At 47.0% G+C, this 23,301-nt stretch carries 19 protein-coding genes; all 19 read right to left on the bottom strand.

Going from position 1 to position 23,301, the window contains the following annotated elements:
* Positions 1 to 179 precede the first annotated feature (179 nt).
* The gene (locus RTR76_RS07025) at positions 180 to 1,046 is read right to left on the bottom strand and encodes a lysophospholipid acyltransferase family protein (RefSeq protein ID WP_312518415.1); all 867 of its coding nucleotides are present in this window, start codon (positions 1,044 to 1,046) and stop codon (positions 180 to 182) included.
* A 29-nt stretch (positions 1,047 to 1,075) separates the two neighbouring features.
* Entirely contained in the window at positions 1,076 to 1,705 is a 630-nt protein-coding gene (locus RTR76_RS07020) for a YjbH domain-containing protein (RefSeq protein ID WP_312518411.1), read from the bottom strand.
* 124 nt (positions 1,706 to 1,829) lie between these two features.
* Complete coding sequence (lpxD, locus tag RTR76_RS07015; protein ID WP_312518408.1) at positions 1,830 to 2,855, bottom strand: UDP-3-O-(3-hydroxymyristoyl)glucosamine N-acyltransferase; 1,026 nt, start codon at positions 2,853 to 2,855, stop codon at positions 1,830 to 1,832.
* A 113-nt stretch (positions 2,856 to 2,968) separates the two neighbouring features.
* Positions 2,969 to 3,400 carry an OmpH family outer membrane protein gene (locus RTR76_RS07010; protein WP_312518405.1) on the bottom strand — a complete coding sequence of 144 codons (432 nt, stop codon included), beginning with the start codon at positions 3,398 to 3,400 and terminating at the stop codon, positions 2,969 to 2,971.
* Positions 3,401 to 3,490: 90 nt separating this feature from the next.
* Entirely contained in the window at positions 3,491 to 4,435 is a 945-nt protein-coding gene (locus tag RTR76_RS07005; protein WP_312518403.1) for a molecular chaperone Skp, read from the bottom strand.
* 75 nt (positions 4,436 to 4,510) lie between these two features.
* Positions 4,511 to 4,978, bottom strand: coding sequence for an OmpH family outer membrane protein (locus tag RTR76_RS07000; protein WP_312518401.1), 468 nt, complete (start codon positions 4,976 to 4,978; stop codon positions 4,511 to 4,513).
* Positions 4,979 to 5,053: 75 nt separating this feature from the next.
* On the bottom strand, positions 5,054 to 6,352 hold the full coding sequence (locus RTR76_RS06995; protein ID WP_312518398.1) for a hypothetical protein: 1,299 nt from the start codon (positions 6,350 to 6,352) through the stop codon (positions 5,054 to 5,056).
* 243 nt (positions 6,353 to 6,595) lie between these two features.
* Positions 6,596 to 8,341 (bottom strand): BamA/TamA family outer membrane protein, encoded by a 1,746-nt coding sequence (locus RTR76_RS06990; RefSeq protein WP_312518395.1) that lies wholly within the window; start codon positions 8,339 to 8,341, stop codon positions 6,596 to 6,598.
* Positions 8,342 to 8,360: 19 nt separating this feature from the next.
* Complete coding sequence (locus RTR76_RS06985; RefSeq protein ID WP_312518392.1) at positions 8,361 to 8,930, bottom strand: hypothetical protein; 570 nt, start codon at positions 8,928 to 8,930, stop codon at positions 8,361 to 8,363.
* A gap of 140 nt (positions 8,931 to 9,070) precedes the next feature.
* Positions 9,071 to 9,709 (bottom strand): sigma-70 family RNA polymerase sigma factor, encoded by a 639-nt coding sequence (locus RTR76_RS06980; protein WP_312518390.1) that lies wholly within the window; start codon positions 9,707 to 9,709, stop codon positions 9,071 to 9,073.
* Between the two features lie 14 nt (positions 9,710 to 9,723).
* Positions 9,724 to 14,019: a translocation/assembly module TamB domain-containing protein gene (locus RTR76_RS06975; RefSeq protein WP_312518387.1), complete on the bottom strand. Its 4,296-nt coding sequence runs from the start codon at positions 14,017 to 14,019 to the stop codon at positions 9,724 to 9,726.
* Positions 14,020 to 14,217: 198 nt separating this feature from the next.
* Complete coding sequence (locus RTR76_RS06970) at positions 14,218 to 15,513, bottom strand: TolC family protein (RefSeq protein WP_312518384.1); 1,296 nt, start codon at positions 15,511 to 15,513, stop codon at positions 14,218 to 14,220.
* A 77-nt stretch (positions 15,514 to 15,590) separates the two neighbouring features.
* On the bottom strand, positions 15,591 to 16,868 hold the full coding sequence (locus tag RTR76_RS06965; RefSeq protein ID WP_312518381.1) for an MlaD family protein: 1,278 nt from the start codon (positions 16,866 to 16,868) through the stop codon (positions 15,591 to 15,593).
* Positions 16,865 to 17,626 (bottom strand): ABC transporter ATP-binding protein, encoded by a 762-nt coding sequence (locus tag RTR76_RS06960; RefSeq protein ID WP_312518378.1) that lies wholly within the window; start codon positions 17,624 to 17,626, stop codon positions 16,865 to 16,867. Before RTR76_RS06960 ends, RTR76_RS06965 begins: the two co-directional genes overlap by 4 nt.
* 22 nt (positions 17,627 to 17,648) lie before the next feature.
* A complete protein-coding gene (locus RTR76_RS06955; RefSeq protein WP_312518376.1) occupies positions 17,649 to 18,419 on the bottom strand; it encodes an ABC transporter permease in 771 nt (256 codons plus the stop codon).
* 812 nt (positions 18,420 to 19,231) lie between these two features.
* A complete protein-coding gene (locus tag RTR76_RS06950) occupies positions 19,232 to 20,992 on the bottom strand; it encodes a SpoIVB peptidase S55 domain-containing protein (protein WP_312518373.1) in 1,761 nt (586 codons plus the stop codon).
* 14 nt (positions 20,993 to 21,006) lie between these two features.
* Complete coding sequence (locus tag RTR76_RS06945; protein ID WP_312518370.1) at positions 21,007 to 21,315, bottom strand: biotin/lipoyl-containing protein; 309 nt, start codon at positions 21,313 to 21,315, stop codon at positions 21,007 to 21,009.
* Between the two features lie 42 nt (positions 21,316 to 21,357).
* The gene (locus tag RTR76_RS06940; RefSeq protein ID WP_312518367.1) at positions 21,358 to 22,788 is read right to left on the bottom strand and encodes a phosphodiester glycosidase family protein; all 1,431 of its coding nucleotides are present in this window, start codon (positions 22,786 to 22,788) and stop codon (positions 21,358 to 21,360) included.
* A gap of 92 nt (positions 22,789 to 22,880) precedes the next feature.
* Positions 22,881 to 23,147 (bottom strand): hypothetical protein, encoded by a 267-nt coding sequence (locus RTR76_RS06935; RefSeq protein ID WP_312518364.1) that lies wholly within the window; start codon positions 23,145 to 23,147, stop codon positions 22,881 to 22,883.
* Between the last annotated feature and the right edge of the window lie 154 nt (positions 23,148 to 23,301).

Raw genomic sequence — 23,301 nt, 5'->3', positions numbered from 1 at the left:
CCTCATTTCGTACACTGTATTATAGCACATCTATCACTTTTATGTCCATATGTATATACTTTTTTGTATATTTTGTATATACTTTTTCTTTTGAAAGTTGCTATTAAGGAAGCAGAAGAACCGTCCCCTTGCTTCCTTATAGAAAAAGCCACGCGCTGCCGAAGCATTGCGTGGTTTTTTCACGATTGAGTATATTTTGTTTTCCAGCGGTTGTGCAGCCAGAACCAATCACCGGGATAAGTGCGCACATGGCTTTCAATAATAGCATTCAGCTTGGTTGTCACAGTAAGGAGATCTTGCTCACGGTCACTGGTTTTGGCAGCCCAAACCGGCGGGTGAATGATTACTGCATGAGTGCCATCTGACTGGCGGGTAATAAAGGCTGGTACAATGGGTGCCCCCTTCATCCTGGCTAAGGCTGCCGGCCCCTGAGGAGTGGACGCCAGCCTGCCGAAAAAAGTGACTGGCAAACCATCGGAATGGGCATCCTGATCCATCAATAGACCAATTATTTTTCCTTCTGCCAGCAGGCGTGCCATCTCGAGAACACTGGATTTATAGGTTACATGCATTCCTGCCAGAGTACGGTATTCATTGATGAATTGATCTGCTCCGGCACTCGTCTGCTTCTGGACAACTGCAACCAGGGGGAATTCGTAAAAAGCCAAAGCAGCCCCCAGCAGTTCCCAGTTACCGCTATGTGCAGTAGCTAAAACCGCGCCTTTGCCATGTTCTAAAGCGGTCTGCAAATGCTCTGCTCCATTAATCGTAACCATGCTTCTAACCTTATCACGGGTTAATTCAGGAAAACACAGCACCTCTGTCATCATCGGGCCAAAGCGATAAACACTTTGCTGAACAATAGAGGCAGCAGCATGTTCATCTGCTGCAAGGCCACTTTCCAATACATTGTTAATCGCCATTTGCTTACGCTGCCTGGGTACTGCCAGCCAGCAGAATCTCCCGATTGCACTGGCAGTGAGACTGCGCAGCGAGGCTGGCAGCAGGCAAACAAATTTACTTAATGCTTTAATCATAAGATACATAATGGTGTCCTCATTTCAGCAAGGGTAAATTAGTGCGTAAAGCTCAAACCAACATAGAAATCGCTATGACGCCAGCCGGCATCTAATTTCATGCCTGGTACGATCGACATACGGGCTCCGTAATTCATCCGGCTGCCGTCATATTCGGCAATTAGCGTAGTAGCAGGAAAGGCATTGTTTCCAGTAATCACACTGACAGGATTAATGGTTTTTTCAATAGCGCCAAAGAAGCCATCATAGCGTCCATTGCCCACACCAGCATGAATCCGAAAGCCGAAAGGCAGCGCTTTGCTGGCAGCAGCATAAGTGGTACGGCCATTTTTGTCACCAATGTCTTCTACACCTACTGACAAACCAGGAGTTAATACTGTTTCAGGCACTAATGCAAATTTAGCATTTAGAAGTGTATCATTGTCATGATTATCATAACGGAATCCGGCTACCCCGACCTCTAAGTTGCGGGCTAAATTAAGATTGAATACGCCTACTCCGCCATCTTTCAGATTGTAATAACCGATGCTAAACTCTCCATCCTGTAATACATCAGCCGTCGGATTATTAATTAAGCCTGTTGAGCCATTAATCGATGGTGCGGCAAAGGCCGTAACGCTAGTCAATATCATTGTACAAATTGCAGCAAACATTGTTTTTCTAAGCAAAGTTAGTTCCTCCTCATAGCAAATTCGTATAGCAAAATTAGTATACGTATCTATCATATTCTCTGCCTGTTTGTCGAATCCTGCCGAAAACAAGCTAGTAATATCTGTAATGAAGGCCTTGAGCCTATTTCCCCTGCTTTTCCAGCGCTGCCAGACGCAGCTCCAGATCACGTACTTTCTTCAGTAAGTCCGGCACTTTGCCGGCAGCAGCTTCCGTTCGCAGCCATTCCCGGTGCGGGCGTGCGGGAAAACCAGCATAGAAGACTTTTTCCGGTATGTCACTAATGGGAGCACTCCGGGCGGCAAAAACCGAATGATCGCCGATGGTAATATGTCCCGCGCAGCCTGATTGGCCCGCAAAAGTGACATTATTGCCAATGCGGGTACTGCCAGCAATGCCTGTCTGGGCAACAAAAAAGCAATTTTCACCAACAGTTACATTATGCGCTAAATGGACAAGATTATCAATTTTTGTTCCCGCTCTCACCAGCGTGCTGCCGGTTGTTGCCCGGTCGATTGTCGTACAAGCTCCAATTTCCACGTCATCTTCAATGACAACATTACCAACCTGGGGAACTTTGGTATGTTTGCCGCCGACGGTAACAAAACCAAAGCCGTCACTGCCAATAACAGCATTGCTGTGAATGATAACACGGCTGCCGATATAACAGCCTTCTCTAACGGAAACTCCTGGGTAAAGCAGGCAGTCACTGCCTACTTGTGTGTCGGCACCGATATAAGTATGGGGATAAATTACCGTGTTATTGCCAATAGATACATTGTCGGCTATAACAGCATGCGGTAAGATTGCAACATTTTCACCAAGTGTTACATTGTCTCCTAGCACTGCAGCGGGGTGAACTCCCCGGGCAACTGCTACAGGCGGAGTAAACACCGAAAGCAGCGTAGTAAAAGCCAAACGGGGGTTGGCGACACGTATAGCCGGTTTATCAAAATCTGTAATTGTTTCAGGAATAATAACAGCTGCCGCTGCCGAGGATACTGCTTTCTCCAAATGAGGCGGCACCGCAAACGTAATATCTCCCGGGCCGGCTTCGGCAATATTGGTAACGCCGCTAATAACCATTGAGGCATCACCTGTTGGTAAGCCATTCACTAAGTCGGCAATTTCTTGTAAAGTTAGCTGCAAGTGAAACACTCCTATATTATTTTTAAAAGAAGGAAATCCAGACGAAAAGATGAGATCACCGTACTATTTTACGGTAATCTCATTTTTCACCACTTGATGGTTCTATAAGCAAGTTACTGCATTTTCTTTAATACATCTTCCGTAATGTCAGTACCGCCTTGAGCGACCCCATTTTTATACAGGACTACACCCATTTTCTTTTCCTGGGCTACTTGTTCAAGGGCCTGTTTAATGGTGCTGTCAATTTGGCCTTCCAGATCCTGTTTTGTTTTAAGAAACTCAGCATAGGCTGCTTCCTGACGTTTTTGGTACTCTTCAGCACTAATGCTTGCTTTGTCTTTCTCCAGTTGATCACTTAATTCTTTACCGCGGACATTCAGCTGATCCTGAAATTGCTTGACCTTCGGGCTGTCAGACATTACTTTATTGACATCCAATACACCAACCGCAGTTTGCCCCGAACCGGAACAACCGCCTAATAGCGTCGCAGCAGCAATCATAAACACCGCTAGCACAAGCAATCTAACTCTTTTTTGCATCATCATCTTACAAATCCTCCCAATCGTACATTATTGCCTAGTTGAGGCCTTTTTCATAGCTTTCTCAACAATCCGGGCCAATTATACCAGCCCAAATTATTTCTTGATTTCAGCAATAACTGCATCGGTAATATCAACAGCAGAAACATTCACTTTATATACACCCAAAACAGCTTCCAAACCACGTTCAGCGGCTATTTTTGCGGTTTTATCCTGTATATCTTTGATAATAGAATCCTGCAGCACAGTAATCTCCTGGCTTTTGAGCGCCGCTTTCTGTTCGGTTTCCGTTCTGCCCTGTCCTGCTTGCGACTGGAGCGGAGCAGGTTGCATACGGGCAGCAATTTCCGCACTTTTTGCAGTTGCTTGCTGCTGTAGTGCTGTATTCACTTCATTTGCATAAGCGGAAAGTTCTTTTTCAGCAGCCGCTTTTTCCGGAGCCATGGCCGCCTCTAACTGACCGGATAATTCTTTCTCTTTTGCAGAAAGCTTAGCTGAACGTTCCCCTTGCAGTTGTTCCATTTGTTTTTGCAGAGCTTCCATTTCTTCTTTGCTAAGTTGTACTGTTTTTAACTTCAATTGAAGACTAAAAATCTGACTTTGGTAGGTCTCATCAATTTCTTTGGTATAAGCATCGAATTGCCCCGCTAAATCGCGTCTTACCTGGTCTGCCTTTTGATTGAGACGGACACTGATTTCATTTTGCTTAGCTGCCACTTTGCTGTTAAATTCCTGTCCTAAGGCCTCATTAAGTCCTTGCAAAGCGCCATCAGGCATAGCGTTATCCTGGGCTTGTCCCTGAGCTGCAGCTTGTTTTTCCACCGACGCCTGAGCCGCCAGCGTATTATATTCCTTTTGGAGACGCTGATAGTCAGCATATTTGGGGTGAGCCTGGACTGCTTTATCTACATTCAGAATACCCACTTGCGGTACTGCCGTTGTTTTTGTTTCGGGAGTTGATTTTGTTCCACAACCGGCTGCCAGCAGCGTTACTGTCAGCAGGGCTGAGAGGAACACGATCTTGGCACGATTGATGTTCACCAAAACCACCTCTTTTCTAGTAGAAGAGCCGAGACAGCATCGCTACCGCCCGGCCCTGCATCATTTCACCTACAACTATTTCAGTTTTTTGCTTACTTCATCAGTAATGTCGGTGCCGCCATAGACTACATTGCCTTTTTCCAGCACAACCGACAGACCTTTAGCTTCTGCTACCGATTTAACAGCTGCCGTTACTTTATCCATGAGAGCACCTTTTAACTCTTGCTCTTTCAGCATCAAACGCTGTTGCAGCTGATTGGCATAGTCTTGCTTCTCTTTGTCATTCATTGTCGCTGTTTTCGCGTCAAAATCCTGCTTGAGGGTTTGGTACTCTGCCTGCATGGCTTCATTTACTTTTTTTACTTCCGGATTATCATCACCTAACAGTGTTTGGTAGTTGACAATACCGATATTCGATGAGGGGGCTGCACTTGCAGTATGCGTTACTCCTGTTTGGGTGAGCGCAATGCTTGCTACGCCTAATATGAACATTGCAGCAATAGCCAAAGCAATAACCTTTACTTTACGTTTGTCTTTGAACATGAAGAATTCCCTTCTTTCTGCACTTGGCAATTTTGTCCTATTTCATTATAACAGGGACCTGATCCTTATTCAAGACTATAAATGACCGATCAGTCGGAGCCAATTTTCATGCTCGCCGACTACATATTCAGCACTTAAAAAGTCATGAATTTTATAGCGAAGGCCGATCTCGTCACCTTCCGTAGAGGAGGCGTGCTCCAGCCGGAGTGACCAGTCAGAGCCGAAATTTTGATTGATCCAGAGGATATTATCCTTATCGGATATATCGTACTTCATACCGGCATAGGTGGTTGTTCCAATTCTATGGCTCCACCCCGGATAAAACTTCCAGGAGACGGAGGAAGGAATGAATTCTACCTCGGCAAATAACTCATCGGCCGAATTGATAAATTTACCGGCATGCAGTTTGATGGCCGTATTGTCGTCCTCACGCCCCATATCGACATACCCTTCCAAAGTCAGTCGATATTTGGTCGTCTCTGCTTTTAGCTGAATTTGCGTTTGCTTACCAGCTATAACTTCAGGCGTAAGCGTTAAGCCATACTCTTTCGCGACCGGGTGGTCTCTTACCACTTCAGCGAGACGGGTATTAAAATATGCGCTGTGGCGTTCGACAAAGGCCACCGGCAAGCCATTCATCATTTTAGCTGCTTCCTCTACTGCCGGTTTCGCTTTCCACAGCAATACATTCGGTATGGTTCTGGACCTCAGCGTTACTCGCGTATCCTGTACTACCGGACCTTGTGGCGCCAGTGATAATTTCACTGTTGTTTGAGTACCCGAGATAATGTCAAAATTGGAACGAAACTCCGGCAATTGGGCAGTAAGCAGCTCGCGAATCACCGTTTTGGAAACTCCGCCTGCCCAATCCAATGAATCAATCGGCAAACCTACCAGAACACCGGCAAGCATCTCTTCCAGATCACCCATATCCTTGGTAATAAGACCGGCTACTTCCGGTGATAAATTGCCGAAATCCATTTCTAAATGAACGTCGCGCACAACGTCCCCCCAGGGAGTGATGGTAACGGCAATCTGGGTAGTGCGGCCAGGAGAAATATGAACTTCCTCTACTGAATAGCCTACTAGCACCCTGCCAATCACATCACTGACAATGCGCTCATAGGCATCTTTGCCTGCGGCGATTTCAGCAACACTGCGGCCGGTGAAAACATGGTTCCCCACTGTAGCCACACTGGCTTCCATCCGCTTGGCAATGCGTGCAGGCGGTTTGCCCTCTGGGGAAGTGATCGAAACGGTAACTATTTCAACCGTATCGGCAGCCGCATAAGCAAAAGAGCCCAGCGGCATATGCAGGACAAAAGCAACAAGTACTAGTACAGGCATTAGCATAAATTGGCGTCTTATGTGCATGCACCTCCCTCAGGGAAACCTAGTATCTTGACCAAGTTAAATCTTAGCTTAGCCAGCGTATCTTTTTTCGTACTGCTGCGTTGTCGTCGCCTTACATATTCCCGATATGCGCGGACTCCTCCGCCTTGCATCGCAAAAAAAATCTACACTGTCTAATTCTAATTCACAACTTTGCCAAGACACTAGCCTAGCTTTTGCAGCAAGAGTCAGGTACTGCTACCTGACTCTTGCCTGCTATGAGTATTAGAATTGTCCACCAAAGCTGAAGTGCGTTTTACCGCCTTCACCACCCTGGGCATAGTCAAGCCGGATCGGACCAATCGGCGTGGTAATACGTAGCCCCACACCGACGCTTGCTTCCAGATCATTCAGTTTGTAGCCTTCACCATCCCAGGCATTACCGACATCAGTAAAGACAACGCCCTGCACTTTCTTGGCTACCGGGAAACGGTATTCTGCTGTAGCAGCAAGCATTTTGTCGCCTTTAAATTCATCATCTTCATAGCCGCGCAGTGTATCAGCTCCACCAACTGCAAAACGGCCCGAATCAGGCATGTGACCGTCGGCGTAACCGGCTGTCAGGCGAAGTGCAACAACTTGCTCTTTACCTACTTTCAGATATTGACGGGCTTCGGCCGTATATTTGTTGTAATTAAAGTCGCCGCCTAGCGCCTTACCGGCAAACTCAGCTGACAGAGAGTAACGTTTTCCTTCGGTAGCATTAAAGACATTGTCACGAGAGTCAAATACACGGGTAAGAGTAACACTTCGGGTCAGACCGAAGTTCTTACCAATATAGTCTTCTTCAACATAGGGTGAGTCTTTACTGTAGTCTTTACCCTCAACCGCTTCTTTCCACTCATCTTTGCGGTTTTTGAATGTTATATAGTTTTGCATATATTCACCGCTAGGACGCCCCAGCGTGATATCCCAGCCCTTACGCTCTTTGTCATAGCTGGATACCAAATCCCCATGCTCATAATCACTGTATTCATTGGTCATATCATAAACGGTAAAGCCGAGGGAAGTTTGTTTGTCATCGAGCCATGGTTTCGTATAGCCAAACTCATAATTCTTATTGCCGCCATTACCGCCGAACTCCCAGTGAACTTTAACTTTGTCACCAGTGCCGCGGAAGTTGTTATCACCTAATTCAATGATACCCACCATACCGTCGGCTTTCGAGTAACCGGCACCAATCGAGAATGTCCCTGTTTTCTGCTCGACTACGCTGGTTTCCAGCACTACGGCATTCGGTTCTTTACCAGGGTTAAGCTTCATGTTGACATCTTCGAAGTAGCCCAGGTTGTACACCTTTTGCATACTGCGACGGGCATCCTTAACGTTAAAGGCCTCTCCCGTCTTCAGCTTAACTTCACGGGTAATAACATTGGTTTTGGTCTTATCATTGCCTTTGACAGTAATACCTTCCAGTACACCTTCATTGACGCTGATGGTCAGCACACCACCTGTACCCATGGCAACATCATTGACTTTTGCCAAAATGAAGCCTTGGTCATGGTAGTACTGCTCAACGGCTCTCATATTATCATTAAGGGTCTTCGCATTCAAAACCGTACCCGGTTGAATGGTCAGCAGCTCTTTAATCTTCTCGTTGGAAACTTTGGTATTGCCTTTGATCACAATCTCTTTTAACTGGGGGTTTTCCATTACGGTATACACGACTTGAATGCCTTCAGGAACCTCAGTGAAATTGGCGACAACGTCGAAAAAGTATCCCAGCTCATAAATAGACTGCAAATCCTGCTTTACTGTTTCCGGATCAGCTTTATCGCCTACTTTTGTCTTAACAGCAGCAAGTACAGCATTCTCACCTACTGTCGACATCCCGGTAATTTTCACAGCAGTTACTGTTTTACCGGCAATATCTGCAGCAGAAGCGGGAGCAAAACCGGTTAAGCTAACCGATAGACCCAAAATAGCCGCTAGCAGCAATTGTCTATAGCGTTTCTTATTACTAGTACTCATGGACTACCTCCTATTTCATTTACTGGCCGCGCAAGGACTTGCCTGCTGCTCTGATCAGCTGCTGCATTTCGTCCGGAGCCAGCCGGACTTCTTTAGTCTGACTGGTTTCGGTTGATACGGGCCTGTTTATCGTTGCAGTTACAGGTGTTTTACTGCTCTGGGCTGCTTCCGGCTCATGAACAGGCTGTCTAGCCGGAACGGCAGTAACAGGAATCAGGGATGCAGCCGTGACCGGCGATAGAGATCGTTCTGTTTCCAGTACCATCGGCTTGTCTATCGTCACAATACGTTCGCTGGCAGCTACCGGAACAGGCTCTACAGAAACATCCTGCCTATCCCACCAATAGAAGCCGCCTGCAGCAAGGAGAACAGCCAAAGAGACCGCCAGACCTTGCTTAAGCACCGGATATTTCCAGCGCCAACGCCCGGAACGGTTCACTTCCCGCACCCGCTGCAATTCTGCCTGAGCCAGCAGCAGGTTAAGTTCACCCCGTACATCGGAATCCTTGTCAAACGAGTCTTCAGCCCGGTCAAGCCATGCTTTTGCTGACTTAAGGTGCCGGGAGATATGGTTTTTGGAATCTGCCATTTCACCACCCCTATTATAACCACAATTCTATAATCCTGGGAAGAGTCCAGATTATGGTCACGCCTGTTCAGTGAAAATGAGGCGAATTTAAGGAATATACGAAATTAGGTCCTGTTTTCTCCAGGATTCGACTTCTTCTCTTATTTAAACTCCTGCATCATGCGGGAAAGCATGCCTCTGACCCGGCGAATACCCTGCTTTTGCAAACGATAGACATGAGATAGGCTAAGATTGAGTTTATCCGCCAGCTCTTTAGGCTGCTGATCATCAAGATAAACACCACTTAGCACAACCTGCTCCCGTTCAGGCAAACGCCCCACAGCCGAGCGCAGTTGCTCCAGCAAATAGTTATGCTCAGCCTGATCAGACACAGCGACAGCCGTATCCACCAGTGTATCGCCAAGAGTGGCCTTCTCGGTATCAACCGGACTATCCATATATACCCAGTTGAGTTTGCCTTCCCGTTCCAAATAGTTTAAAATACGGCCCCGGATACGATGAGTAGCAAAAAGACTAAAGGCAACTCCCCGGTCTGGCTGAAAGTTTTCCGCAGCCTCAATAAGGCCGACTGTCCCCTCCTGCACCAGATCCATCATTACGGCCTGGTTGCCGCGCCATCGCATAACCGTTTTGAAAACCAGAGGCTGGTAATGCTCAATCAGCTGACTCCGGCAAGTCAAATCACCGTCTACTTTATAGCCCTGCCAAAGGTTCTGCTCCTTTTCGGGAGTTAACAGCTCCACTTTTTTTAATTCAGCAACATAATGTTCAAACAGCATTACCTCTCACCTCTCTAGAAGGTAAATCGCGCCTCTAAGCCAAACAGGTTACGATCCTTGTTATCACGGGATGCCGTGACACTAAACCGCCGGCTCAGATCATAACGGAAGCCCATACTTCTCTCATCGTGATCAACACCCATGGTATAACTGAGCATCAGCCGGTCCGTAATATACTTACCTACTTCCAGATTATATACTTCCCGGTCAATTGTGTGGTCTTTTTTATTGTCATCAGGAGCAAGAGTCCCCCGGACAACGCGGAACTCATCAATACCGAACGCCTTGCGGAAAGCCCCTTCCATCTCGGAAATAAACCGCATCTGCAATCCTGCATCCAGAAGACCGACGATTTCATCCCGTCCTAAGCCGCTATCCCGGCCGTCATTACCATTTTTATTATCAAAGTAATGGCTTCTGAGTGTCAGAAGTGACAAGATCTCCTGCTGGCTCATCTGCGGCTCGGCAGTCAGTTTCATTTCCATTTCCTGAACCGGTCCAGTTATTGCCAGATTGATTGTTGTTTGTTCCAGACGTGTAGAAGCGTCCAATCGCAAAACCGGCATAAAAGAACCAACTTGCGTGAAATCAGCCACAGCATCTTTAATTTTAAACGATGTCCGCAAATAGCTTACCGTTCCCCTGACGGCACTGATCCGTCCTGAGGTTGACGGCCGCTGCGTACTGCCACCAAATTTCACTTTACCTTCAGCCATAATGTCATACAAATAACTATTATACAACCGAACGCGTTTTCCCGCAACAACCTCCAGGTCAAGAGCCACATTCAGATCGCTAGCCTCCAGATCCGGAATCAGCGGTATATCAATTGTTGCATTCTCAAATAACAGGTTTCCTGCCACTAGCGGACGGCCCCTTCTATTTGTGGTCAATTGCAGTTTCCCTTGCAGCGGACCCTTAAAATACTTATGCTCCACCCCTAAGCGTTCAAGCGTAAGCACCACATCATAATCCGTCAAAGTCAGTCCCTGCCAGCCGATCTGCCCGGTGAGATTGTAAGATCCTCCCCCCATTGACCCGTTGAAGGCTTTAATATTCATTGTATCACCTTCGAACTGAATATCAACCGCCACTTTTTGGATGGGCTGACCGAGCGACTTAAATTTAATGGTACCATCCTGAACTAAAAATTGTCCGGTAACAGTCGGTTCAAACAAGGTTCCACCGATTTTCAGCTGCCCCTTTGTATCGCCCACTGCCCAGGATACTTCATTAGTCAGCATTGGTAAAATGCTTAAGTTTGCTTTATCAAGCGTAACGGTCAGATTCATTTGATCTACAGCCGAGGCCTTGGCCCGGCCTTCTTTATTGAGAGCCGCAATGGGAACAAGTCCGTACGCGCTAGCCTTATATGGACCTTTTAACAGCATCACCTGATTGACATGAATGCTGCCTTTATTCACTGTGAACAGCCCGTAAAGTTCATCAAAACTGGCATTAGCTACTTTTCCATCATTAATTTGCAACGATATGGCCATCTGAGGATCCTGAGTCTGACCGGTTACTTCGGCACTAAAGGTTAATTTGCCGCTTGTCGCGACAGTAGAGTCCAGCCATGCTGTCAGCAACCCGGCATCAATGTCCCTGCCGCCGATTTCCAGGTTAGCCGGACCATTGAGATTAGCTGTACCACGTGCTACCAGTATGCCGCTGCCTTGCTTGGCAGAAAATGTATTGATTGTTACAACTTCATTTTTCAGAGCAATATCCATCTCAATATTATCAAGGGGATAATTTTTCACTTTGCCTGCCAGCAGGTTGCCCTGCACCGCAATATCCGGTTTATCGAGCGTCCCGCCAATTACAATGCTGCCATTTAGCTTGCCGTCAATTTCTTTCACCGGCGAATTCAGCATCGTAAGCAGACTCCCCAGTTGGCCGTTTTCCACTGTGACTGTTCCATAAATGGTATCACTCGCCAGCTCCATACCGCCGGTAAAAGCAAAAGCCCCCTCATTTTGCTTGAATCCAAAATGACTAATGTGAATGCGGTTACCGTCGGAGTAAACGGTTCCGTTAATACCGGTTATCTCCTGCCGGTTAAGCACCAGTTTATCTGCCGTGAGCTGTCCTTCAAAAGCGGGTGAGGCTACCGTTCCGCCAAGATGTCCTACAAAGCTTGCTTTGCCGGACATTGGATACCCAGCTGTATGGCTGAGTTTTGCTAATTCAATATCTTTTGCTGCCAGGTTAAAATTCAGTTGTTGATCTGCAGAGATCGTACCTGCCAGTTGTACTTCGGTATTGAGGGACTGAAGCACAACATTTTCGAGGCTGATAACACCCTGGTGCCGCTGGTAGCGCCCTTCAATACTAGAAATCAGCTGCCCACGGAAGCTGCCGTCATACAGTCTGAAATGCCCCTGAGCATTTAGGTCCGCAAGCGAACCAGTCAACACCACTTCATTATCTACATTACCCGTTAATTGCTCACCAGGCATTAGCATCGCAATAAGCGTTTCGGCTCGGGCCGCTTTGGTAACAAGCACCAGGTTAACAGGATGATCGCCGCTTAATTCAACCGTTCCAGCCAAATTATGGGTCGTATTTCGATTGACAATTGTCGCTTGTTCAATCTTCAGCTGATCGGGGGTTAGCAGTAACGTACCCGCTGCAGACGAGAAAGGCTGCTGCAGTACCTGACCGTCTCTTGCTTTAAAATCAACAGTAAGGACCGGATGACTCAGACTGCCTCCTGCAGTGCCTTCAAAATCAAGCGTCCCACTCATGTCGGCTGATGTTTGAGCACCAATAAGACCAAGCGGAATTGACCGCCCCAGCAGAGTAAGCGCCAGCTGTTCATCCTGCATGCTTCCCTTAGCTGTTATTTTGGCCTGTCCGGCCGTAATATTCAAATAATCAATAATAGCCGATTTACCTGACCAGCTAAAGCCAGTGGCCACCTCATCAATAGCAAGCGCATTCCAGCGCCCCTGCTTGATGACTGCCGTGCCGCTAATAGCAGGCTGGGAAAAGTCCTCTCCGTCCAACATTACATCAAAATCGGCACGACCTGCTGCCTGTACCGGGACTCCCGGTACTTGTGAACTGTCAATACCAGTTCCCCGCACCCGTCCCTGATAACGCCGGGTAGCGGTATCCAGCTGCCCCTCCAGCGTAACGGCACCGCCCAGTGTTTTACCGGCAGAGCGCTTAAGCGTGAGCAAGCCGTCAGACAAAAGCACACTGCCTTTAGCCTCTTCAACCGTTACACCGGCAATGGACCCCTTTTCCAGCACGATCTCACCCTGTACCTCGGGATTTGTTGCCAGACCGCGGACGGTAGCCTGAACAGCAAATTTTCCGCTCACTGGCAGGGATTTATCAAAAGCAGTCGGATCAATACCGGCAGATTGAACCGCCAAATCGAGTACCGGCTCGGAAGTATCCAGGGTAATACGGCCATGTCCCTGTACCGGCTGTTCGTTGACCGTGCCGGAAGCCTGATAAAGATATAAATTCTGGTGGGTAAACGTCAGGCTCGCCTCACCATTTTTGACGGAGATTCCCGAGGCATCAACCGCCAGCTTGTGAACTTGCGCCTCTCCGGCATATGCAAGCACACCTTGCTCCTGCCGCACCGTTGCCGTCACATTCTCAAGCTGTCCGCTATGAACAACAATCGAATGATCCGCCGGCAGCATCGGCTTAAGAGTAGTCAGATCCAGCCCACTGACTTTTAACCGGGCAAACAGGCTGTCCTTGCTTTTCACCGAGCCTTCTGCGACGATCGGCTCCCCCTGAAAAGTCCCTGCGACAGAAAAAGCAACAGCCGGTTTATGTATGAAATTAAAAGATCCGTTTATGTCAGCAACCGTATAGGTTACACCGTCATGCAAGAGATGGATCTGGCCGTTTGTTAATTTTATTAAACCAGCAAAGGACATTTCCTGATTATTCTGGTTTTTCAGCAATTGCTCTATATTCCAAAGTCCGTTGCTTTGCCTGACGAGAAATAAACCCGGTTCGCTTAACTCCACTTCCTTAATGGCTGCTAATGCCACTTCTCCCTGCAAGGCAGCCCATAAATCGAACCTGGCCGTTACTTTTGCGGCAGAAGCAACAATTTGTCCTTGATTGTCCTGAATAACAGCGTCATAAAGAACTGCTGATCGAAAAGAAGTAATCTCCAGGCGTTTAAACGTTACTTGACCATTCAGCATTTTATTCATTTCTTCAACAAGCGCGTTCTGCGCCCTGCCAAGTACATTTTCACTTTGGCTAGTCCAGAAAGCAGCGCCAATGGTCACAACGATTGCAAGTAATAGCAGCCAAGCCTTATAACGCATGTTCCGCCTCCTACACAAAGATATTAAATTAAATTCGACGCTGTTTGAGGATGTCCTTGTCCCTAATTCTGGAAACTATTCTGTCGCTTTTATTGTCTCCGGTAAATCCTGGTCTATACAGCAATAACTGGAAGATAACATACAGAATTCAAAGGTATTTCAAATTAAAAATAGCCGGAAAATTTCCGGCTATTCACGTTATTTTACAGGTATTCCCATGGCCTTATCCAGCTTCGCTTTGCTGGTATTGTAGTCATAAAGAGCTTGAATATTATTTGTTTTCGCCTGGGTAAGTGCCAGCTGCGCATCAATTACATCCAGATTGGTACCTACACCGGCGCTATAGCGGACTTGAGCAATCTTGAAATCTTCTTCGGCTTTATCTACCGCTACTTTGCTTGTCTCAATGCGTTTTTCCGCTTCTTTCATATTGAGAAATGCCTGCCGTACTTCAAGTTGAACGCTGTCGCGGGACTGGCGGGCTTGCTCGGTTGCTTTGTCCAACCCTGCATCTGCTTGTTTTACTTTGGATTTGGCCAATCCCGAGTCAAACAGTTTGTAGCTGGCGGTTACACTGGCACCCCAATTATCATTGTCTGTTCCCGGTAAGTCTTTGTCATACCAGTCGGTATAGCCGGTTAAGGAAACTGTTGGTTTTTTATCGGCACCGGCAATTTTAATTTGTTGTTTAGCAACTGCCACATTGGCATCAGCCTGGGCTACCTCCGGCCGGTTGGCAAGAGAATAGGTAATGCTGTCATTCAGCGTTTGATTATTGGCCACATAAGCCAATGCGGACTGTTTAGGATTTATTTGCGTTTCAAGCGGTAAGCCAGTGACGTTGTTAAAGCTGGCTACTGCCAGTTCAAGATTATTTTTTGCGATAATCAACTTTTGATCGGCATCGGCCAGTTCAACTTCAGAGCGCAGCATGTCTGATTTGGCTACAGTGCCTACATCATATTGAGCCTGGACATTTTTCAAATGTGCGGTTAAGCCATCAACTGATTCCTGGGCAACTTTCACTAAATTGGCGGTTTGTAAAATGTTGAAATAACCGGTAGTTGCGTCCAGTTTTATTTGCTGTTTAGCTTTTTCTATGCCGAGGTCAGCCGACTTTAAGCCTAATTTAGCAGCTTCAATGGAGCCTTCTACTTTGCCGCCAGTATAGAGTGGCAAGGTCAATGCTATTTTGTTATCATAGTTTTCTTTGTTACCATTAAGTTTGGTAGCATTAGAATCAGTGTATGATCCGGTAAAATTATAATTTACCGATGGCTTTTTGCCTGCCTTGGCTTCACTTACCGCCCAGTCAGCCTTTTCTCTTTCCGATTCGGAAATTTTAATATCCGAATTATTCTGAAGTGCCAAAGCGACAGCTTCATCCAGTGTCAGTTCTACCGGAGCGGCCCATGCAGCTGCTGTGCTAAGTATAAAAACGCCACCAGCTAAAGCAGCAGTAAGGCGCTTTTTCCAATTTTTCTGTTTGATCATGTACTATTCCCCCTACAAAATGACTAATTAGTCAGCAGTCTATTTCCATTATATGTCCAATCATTTTTCAGTGTCAATCAAAAAGTATGTCTAAGGCCAACGTAACTCCCTGTCTCGCCCTCACGATCGGGTTTCGTCCTTTGGCCAACGACGAAGATATCGGGCGCTAACTGGAACTCTGTTCGCAGCTTATAACGCACATCATTGGGATCATATACATCCACCGACAGTCTGAGAGGGCCACTGGTATTAGCATCAAAGCCAATCCCTGCCTTACCTTCCATAATACCGGCACGGCTGGCAAAAGAACCATTTGTCTTGCCAACCTGCAAGTTAAGTTTCTCATTCTCTCCGATATGAGTTACACCAACAACGGCAAAGTCTTTTGGTGAAGTACTGATTTTAACATCAGCATTGCTCTGGTATTTGCCGCTGTCTGTATTATAGAGTAATTCAGCGTTGACTTCTGTTTCAATATCACTTACCGAATTTAACATTTTGTTTGCCTTTTCCGATGCTTCCCGTGCATTTTTCAACGTATCTTTGATGTTCCGGGAGCTTTCCGGATCAGTCACTACTCCTTCCAGAGATGCAGCCATTTTTTCGACACGGGAACTAGTTGTCTTCAAATTGCTGATCATTTCCCGTAAGTCAGCAGCCGTCTGACCGTTGTTATCGATATTGGTCATCATGTTGTCCACTCTGCCGGCAACATCGCGCAGCGACTGCGACATCGCTGCCAGATTCGTAATCATGGTGTGCGTGTCCTGTTCATTGGACTCTGCCATACGGGCAAGAGAGGCACTTAAGCGATTTAGGTTGGCAGTAATCTCCTTTGAATTGAGCATGGAATCTTTGAGAGCCGCCTTCACTTTGTCATCACCGATAACTTCATTCAACGACTGTACCAGTTTTTGAATATCCGCTAAGACTTTATCAGCATTGGTGATAAGAGTGTCCAGTCCCTGGGGCTCCTCGCCTTTCACAAGAGCATTAGGGCCAATAAAACCAGAGCTTTTAGGCGGTGGAGCTATATTAATAAACTTCTCCCCTAACAAGCCGTCAGTACCAATGGTAAAATGAGAGCCTTCAGGAATTTTTGTGTCAGGGTTAATAATCAGCAGGACCTTGACTCCCTCCGGAATAATTTGCACCTGCTGTACCCGACCCACATCTACTCCGGCATACCGGACAACATTGCCCTCTTTTAACCCGCCTACATGGCTAAAGACAGCCTGAACAGGATATCCTTTATCGCCAAAGCTGAAACCTCCAATATGCACTACCATAAAGCCAAGCAAGAGGAGAGCAATCAGCGTTACTGCACCGACCTTTGCTTCTGTTGACATATTCATGCTTTTTGCCTCCTTTTGACCGGTAATCCCGGCGATTTCCAGCCGTGAATAAATTGCTGCACTTTCGGATTAACCGATTGTTGAAATTCTTCCGGCGTCCCCACTTCAATAATCTGACCGTCATAGATCATAGCAATCCGGTCGGCTACAGTGAAGGCAGAGTTCATATCATGCGTCACTACGACTGATGTAACTCCCAGCATCCGTTTTGTACTGCTAATCAATCTGTCAATCGCACTGGATTTAACCGGATCAAGTCCGGCAGTGGGTTCGTCATATAACACAATTTTGGGATTAAGGGCAATAGCCCGGGCTAGACTGACTCTTTTTTTCATACCGCCTGACAGTTCATTCGGCATAACATTTTCCTGTCCCCACAGCCCCACCATACGCAATTTGCGTCTGACTACTGAAGAAATTTCCTCTTCAGTCAAATCGGTATGCTGCCGTAACCCAAATGCTACATTTTCCCCTACCGTCATCGAGTCAAACAATGCCGAATATTGAAAGACCATCCCCATGTGGCGGCGAAGCTCATTTAATTGGTCTTCGCTCATAGCAGTGACTTCCTGGTCATTAATCCATACTTGACCACTGGTAGGACGCAGCAAACCGATGATCAGGCGCAGCAGTGTACTCTTACCTGAACCGCTTGGTCCGATAATAACCATTGTCTCTTTTTCGGCAATTTCCAGATTAATATTGTCTAGGACTTTTTTGCCGCCAAAATTCATATGAATGTTGCTTAATTTAATCATGTTCCACCTCTTCGGCAGGTTACTATCGGTATAGTACCAATGATAAGAAATAATTGCTGATAAAAATAAGAATAATGGAGGTTACTACTGAACCGGTAGTGGCTTTCCCCACTCCTTCAGCCCCTGCAGCCGTTGTCAGGCCTTTATAGCAGCCAATTATGGCAATAATGGCACCAAAAAACATGGATTTAACCATTCCGCCCGTTATGTCATTAATCACAGTAAATACTTTAATAGACTGTAAATACGTAAAAGAACCGATACCAGCATGGAGAGTAGCTACTAGGTAGCCGCCGATTGTGCCAATTAAGTCGGCAAATACGACTAATATAGGCATCATGAGCGCACACGCTACCAGCCGGGGCACCACCAGATATGCAACGGGATTAGTGGCCATAACGCGCAAGGCATCAATCTGTTCTGTGACTTTCATGGAACCGATTTCCGCTGTTATCGCCGCTCCCACACGTCCGGCAACGACTACCCCCGTAAGCACCGGTGCCAATTCCCGGCCCATAGCAATCGATACGACGCCTCCTACCGAAGACTGAGCACCATATTTAATAAATTCCTGGGCACTCTGCAACGTCATGACCATACCGGTAAACAGCATTGTCAACATTACAATAGGCAGTGAGTCTACGCCTAAGTGCGACATCTGTTGCAGGCAATGCCGGACGTTTAGTCGCCGCAAATGCATGAGCGCTTCAACAAACAGCAAGACAACGCGGCCCATTCTTTCCATTTGTACCAGTACCATGTGCCCCAATTGTTCCAGCAATGCTATGATCATTTTTGCTCCCCCTATCCGCTGCAGCACATAGCGGCAATACATTACTATTTCATTTACTTGGTTTTATTCCATACTTTACGGACAATTCCCTGCTAAACCCCTTTTTTCGGAGCTGGTGGATTTTACCCTGCAAAAGTGGGGCTATTAAGGCAGCTCCACTTTTGCTTCTCTGATGTTATTAAGATGCAAATATTAGTATAATATTTCGGTTTCTTTGTTAAGAGAGAAATACAACGGCTCAATACGGTTCGTTCTTGGTTCTAACGTTCTTATCGGCCCTTCTGGAGATAGCCGTTCCGCAGGATGGAGAATTGCCAGCTTACGTTAAGAAATTCGTGCTGTTTGAGCGAAGTGAGTTTACGAATTTTAGTAAGTTGGTAATTCTCCAAGGCTATTGGAAGACAGGCCTAGAATTTTTGGTCCTTTTGTTTCGATGACAAAAGGACGAACCCAGGCATTATCCATGGAGTTACATTGCCGTAAAGCTGTTATAATACTGGCTTCTTTGTTAAGAGGGAAATATAACGGTTCTGTACTTTTACCTTGATGCAAAAGTACCAAAAGATCAAGACCTGTACAAAAATGGCCTTGGAAGCAGACCTCCTTGCTAAAATTCCGAAACTCGCTGCGCTCAAACAATCGGAATTTCTATACGCAAGAAGATCTGCTTCCACCCTGCGGGGCGGCAATTTTTGTAACGGTCGGGAGATACGAACACAAAGAACGGAGAGGATACGAGATTCACGTTCGCATGCCAAGAGATAAAAAAAGGCTGCAGCACTAATTTCTTAGTGCTACAGCCCCTTACTTACTTACTTTTTTTCGTCAGTTACAATTTGCAGCATTACCTGAGTATCGCTCTCAATGATATAGTCAGTTGTGGTAAAATACTTGTTTTTACTGTCGCCGCTTTTTTTAGCAAGCTGGGAAAGCTGAGGCTCCAGTTCAACTGCCGGCTTCTTCACCTTGCCAGTCTGAGGCATCATGCCGCCTTCGGCAAGACCTTCAAAATTCATATCCATCACTTCTACTACCAGATCATTATTGCGATCCCGGTTTGCCAGTTCGGCAACCGTCTCAGCGAAGGACTGTTGCTTCCTGGTTAACTTAATCAGCTCACTGTCCATTCCCTGCCCTTTTAAAATGTAAAGGAGAGGGACCATCCCACCGCCCCGGACCTCCAAGGTCAATGGGCCTGCTGGCTGATTCTTCGGAACAACGAAATTCACTACTCGCGTAATGGGTTCGCCCCTAAATGGTTTCAATTTTACAGTGATTGGTACAGTATCCCCCGGGCGGGCAGCAGCCACAGCAGCTCTTGCCTCGGTAATCGCGGCTGTCTTGCGTTCGCTGTCGATACCGACATTGACTTTTACGTCAATAATATCAACCGGATTATACTGGTTGCTTAAGAGCATAGTAAGCGCCTCATGGAGCTCAGCGATTGCCAATTCACCAATATTTCCGGCAGTATAAAACATGTTCTCCCGTTTTAATGACTCTACAGGCGCCTGATTGCCGGTAATCTCAAAACTTACCCGGGCCGTACCTGCTCCTACCCGGTCAAGAGTCTTATCAATCACACTGAAAACAGTGCTTGCCGCAAGCACAGGCGTCAATTGTTCATCCTGTACAATCTGAACGGCAGCATCCCGGCTGTTGCCGGTATTCGTATCATGCACCATGATCCGCATAGGCACAATTACCGGATACCGTCCGGTAACCCCTGCGACACCAGCTCCACGGTCCTGGTTAATAATCCCGACCATTTGTCCCGTAGTGCCTACTTTAAATGAATTCTCCAGACCACTAACTGTGGTATAGATCTGTGCATTCGTCATGAAGAGATTGGTATTTCCTTTTTTCATGAAAGGATGGCCAAAAGCCAGAACTTTATCTCCTTCCACATAGGTCACCGTTCCCAAAGCACCCAGACTGACATCGCCCCTTACCAGCTCAACACCAACAGCACTGCCTGGCTGCAAAGGCTCCGGGGCATTCTCTTCTGATCCTGCGCCTACAGCATAGGGAACAAAATTAAGAGGTTTTAGTTTTTCTTTCAACATATTCATGGCTTGATCACTAAATCCGGCAGCCATCAGCGGCGTTGCCACCGGCTCTAGCTCTTCCGATACCTGCTGTACAAAAGGAACATTGGAAGGAGCGGTTATATCCCATATTTTCATCATATCCTGAATAGGAGTAACCATGCCCACCTTGTGGTCGGTAAGTGACCAGCCATAGGCAACAGCTCCGACAAGTTTGCCGTCAATGTAGACAGGACTGCCGCTCATCCCTTGCGCAATGCCGCCAGTACGATCAATCAAATCTCCGTATACACGTACAAGAATAAGATCGCCCGACGGTCCCTTATCCTTCATGATACCGAGCACTTCTACACCAAATTCTTCGATTTTACTGCCTGTTACTACTGTTTTGGCAATGCCATGCATCCCTGTCTTAACCTGATCCACAGGCATTATGTCGGCAGCAAAAACAGCCGCTGCCGGTAATAAAAACAACAGCGCCAGTATTCCTGTGAGCAACCGGCGCCAAATAAGTACAATTGACAATCCACTCATCCTCTCTATTTTTGAGCCGCTTCAATACGAACGACCAAATCCCCTTGACGGATGATATCACCAGGCTTTACAAGCACTTCCTTAACAACTCCATCTGTTGTAGCACGTGCCGCTGGAATGGGCCCCGTGAGAGTACCAACAACAACAAGTACCGTTCCTTCCTGCACAGTTGCACCCGGATTAACAACGCTCAGTACATGACCGGACAGAACGCTGCGGTGATCTACTGTTTGACCGGCAGCCATAACCCAAGCTGTAACAGATATAACTAAAATCAGCGTTACTAATAAAATACTTCTTTTACTGGGAAGCATACTATCACCTCCATGCTATACCTTTATTATAATCTTTTTGCACTAATTAGCAAGCGTAGCCGAAATAACGGCAAGGGCATTCCCCACCTTGCGTTCCCGGCCATCGGAGGGAATGTTGACTACCTTGTCATTAATTACCATCTCACTAGAGCCGCCACCATCGAGATTCATTGCATCAACAGCTCCTAGCTCCTGCATAAACAGTGCCAGTTCCAAAAGCGACATACCAACGCTAGCCGTTTGGCGGCCATCAATTACTACTAAGAGAATATGCCCCTCTTTCGTAACTCCTATTGCCGTACGGGGAGCACGCCCGCCTGCCACATCAGCACCAAATTCCTCAAGCTTGGTAGTAAGGAATACACTGTTATTATGAACGAGCATGGGGCCAGCACCAATCGCATGTACCGTCTTATCCCATTCTTCGCCCAGCGTATGCTTAACCGTTACAGCATCCCCCTGTTTTAAAGCAGCTAGTGCCTTCATTGCCTTCCCATGAGCAGACAACACTACCGTATTGGCCGACAGCGGCGTATTCGAGCTGCTTACAGTCGTAACGATGCCATTACTTATTATGTATTCGATACCAAAGCCGTTTGTACCTGTTGCCTCATTATAATATCCATTATATACAATTAACTCATCCTGTCCTCGCTCACGGTTAATCCCATTAATGGGTACCTGACTGCCATCAGGCAATTGAACAAATCCGTGATAAGCGACTTGCTCCATCAGCACAGATTTGTCAGCCATAATACCCAGAGCAGTTCTCGCTAGTTCTGGAGTGCTGACAAGTGTCCCATTTACTTTCATTAGTCCAATAATCTCGCCGGACAGACTAAAATACGAACCATTAACCGCGGCAATTGCCTTACTACTCCGAGCCATAGAGCTGACCGAATCAAGTCCGCTCACCAGTCCGTTCGATAAGACTGGCTGCAGCACAAATCCCGCCTGGGGACTCACATCCAAAATATGTGCGCTGACCGGACCTGCTGAACGGGCCTTGAACCAGGAAGTATACGCTACGCCTGGTGCAATTTGAGTCTGCACCTTTTGCTCAACAAACCGGGTAACATCAATAACAAGCCGGTTTGGGTTGACTAAAGTAAAGACCTTGTGCAGTACTGCTTCTTTTAAATTGACCACAATTTGAAGCTTACCGCCATCTCCCTGAACCAGCCGGATTGTGGATACAAGCGAATTGTTGACAAGCACCTGAGGCAGCCCGGTTTTATTAGCCGTTGATGGTAAATCAATAATCAGCCGCAATGGGTCTTCTTCTACTTTTACCTTGTAATCCGGAAAAGCTGTCATATCCAGCACAATCCGCGATTGACCGGGCGCTTGGCTGAACCGGACTTTAAGCACTGCCGGTGCCTCAGCAGCGGCAGGAGCCGGAGCCGCAAAAGCAATATAAGGCATCAACAGCAAAGCAATTAGAACAATACTGATACTACGGAAAGCACGCATGACAAAACCTCCTAGAATGATGAACAAAAGCCAGACACTCTTTCGGTGCCTGGCTTTTCATTTGTTTGAATTCAGCGAAACTACTTAACTACTTATCCAGCTGTGCACCCTGCAGGGGAGCTTAGCACCACCAGCATCAACAAGCCCATTTCTCGTCTCCCATTGGCACAAACTGCAAGGAGGCTAAAGATGAGATTGCCACGTCGCTTTGCTCCTCGCAATGACAATATGAGCCTAGCACCTTTAGCCTTCCCCCCGTGCACCCCGCAGGGGAGTTTAGCACCACCAACGGTAACAAGCCCGTTTTTCTCGTCTCCCATTGGCACAAGCTGCAAGGAGGCTAAAGATGAGATTGCCACGTCGCTTTGCTCCTCACAATGACAAGGTGGAGCCTAGTACCTTTAGCCCTACCCCCATGCATCCCGCAGGGGAGCTTGTCACACCCAAACGCCAGAGGCCCCCATTCCCCTCGTCCCCATTGCCGACAAGCTTAGGCCGTCGAGAAGGCTCCAG

It is taken from the genome of Anaerospora sp. (assembly GCF_032013335.1).
Lineage (GTDB): Bacteria > Bacillota > Negativicutes > Sporomusales > DSM-15969 > Anaerospora.
Note: the sequence above shows the minus strand (reverse complement) of the source record. Positions and strands in the feature narration are given on the sequence as shown.